The 1449-nt window shown below is 67.0% G+C and carries 2 protein-coding genes and 1 pseudogene; 2 read left to right on the top strand and 1 reads right to left on the bottom strand.

The window, feature by feature from the left end; genetic code table 11:
- Nucleotides 1–95: 95 nt before the first annotated feature.
- Nucleotides 96–338: pseudogene (locus ACWELQ_RS45630) on the top strand (MFS transporter); the annotation flags it as partial.
- Nucleotides 339–433: 95 nt separating this feature from the next.
- Nucleotides 434–802 (top strand): nuclear transport factor 2 family protein, encoded by a 369-nt coding sequence (locus tag ACWELQ_RS45625; RefSeq protein ID WP_452403179.1) that lies wholly within the window; start codon nucleotides 434–436, stop codon nucleotides 800–802.
- A 9-nt stretch (nucleotides 803–811) separates the two neighbouring features.
- On the opposite strand, the gene ACWELQ_RS45620 is transcribed toward ACWELQ_RS45625, so the two are convergent.
- The coding region (locus tag ACWELQ_RS45620) for a response regulator transcription factor (protein ID WP_452403178.1) at nucleotides 812–1449 on the bottom strand (638 nt) is incomplete at its 5' end.

Below are 1449 nucleotides of genomic sequence, written 5' to 3'. Positions count from 1 at the left end.
CCCCCGCACTGCCCTTGGGGTTTCAGGGGCGAAGCCCCCGTAGTACTTGCCTCGCGGCGACTAGACGCGGCCGATGGCGGCGGCCATCACCCGCATCCCCGATCGGCCTCTCGGTCACGACCAAGCTGGCCCCCAAGGTGTTCCGCTCGCAGATGATGGCCCTGTACTTCTTCTCCGTCGGCATCGGCACCTCGATGTCGGGCGTGCTGTCGAAGTTCTACGACCCCTCCCACGAACTCGCCTACTTCGGCATCACGGGCGTGGTGGCCATGATCGTCGGCGCGTGCGTCTGGGCCGTCGCCCCCTGGATCAGTCGGCACATGGAAGGCGTGCACTGACACCGGTAGTCAGTACTTAAGTACGACAGATTCCGGCGCGTTCGAATCTTCATAACGTTGTTCTCATCAAGTTCGAACAAACAAGGAGAACAGCAATGAGCGACATGAACGAGCTGGTCGAGCGCTACCTGACCGCCTGGAACACCACCGACGCGAGCGCCCGGGCGGCCCTGGTGGCCGAACTGTTCACCGAGGACGCGGAATACACCGACCCGCTGGTGTCGGTGCGCGGCCACGACGGGCTCGCCGCCACCATCGCCGCGGTCCAGGGTCAGTTCGCCGGCCTCGAATTCACCCTCGGCGCACCGGTCGACACCAACCACCACATCGCCCGCTTCACCTGGCACCTGGGCGCGCCCGGCGCCGAGCCGCTGGTCATCGGGTTCGATGTGGCGGCCCTCGCCGAGGACGGGCGCATCCAGCGGGTGTACGGCTTCCTGGACCAGGTGCCCGCGGGTCTCTGAGGCCGGATGTCACCTCAGTTGCGCGGCAAGCTCTTTCAGCTCGCCGCGCGAGGTGACACCGAGTTTCGGATACGCCTTGTACAGGTGGTAACCCACCGTGCGGTGGCTGAGGAACATCTGCGCCGCGATATCCCGATTCGACAATCCCTGGGCGGCCAGCCGGACGATCTGCAACTCCTGCGGAGTCAATCCGGTGGCCGCGTTCGGGGCGGATCCGGTGTCGGCCGAGTCGGTCGATTCGGCGGCTCCGGAAGCGGTCAATTCATGGCGGGTGCGGCGGGTCCACGGGGCCAGTTCCAAACGTTCGAAGACCTCGAGGGCCTCGTAGAGGTGGGTGCGGGCCTCGGATTTGCGGCGGGCGCGGCGCAGCCATTCGCCGAACAGCAGTGCGGTGCGGGCGAATTCGATGGGGCGCGATTCGCGGTCGTGGGTCGCGAGGGCTTGAAGGTACAGGTCCTCGGCGTGCTCGTCGTCTAGTAGCGCGCGGCAGCGCAGCGCCAGGGCTTCCGCCCAGGGCTGGCCTACCGATTGGGCCCAGCCTTCGAAGTGCGCGGTCGGCATGTTCGTCAACACTTTGGTGCTGCGCAGCGAGGTGCGCCCGGACGCCGCCTTCCGCGACCTGCTGGCCCAGGTGCGCCGCACCGACC

It is taken from the genome of Nocardia sp. NPDC004722 (assembly GCF_053601505.1).
Note: the sequence above shows the minus strand (reverse complement) of the source record. Positions and strands in the feature narration are given on the sequence as shown.

Excerpts from the sequence above, each read along its gene's own strand:
- ACWELQ_RS45625 (WP_452403179.1), top strand. The coding sequence starts at position 434 with ATGAGCGACATGAACGAGCTGGTCGAGCGCTACCTGACCGCCTGGAAC.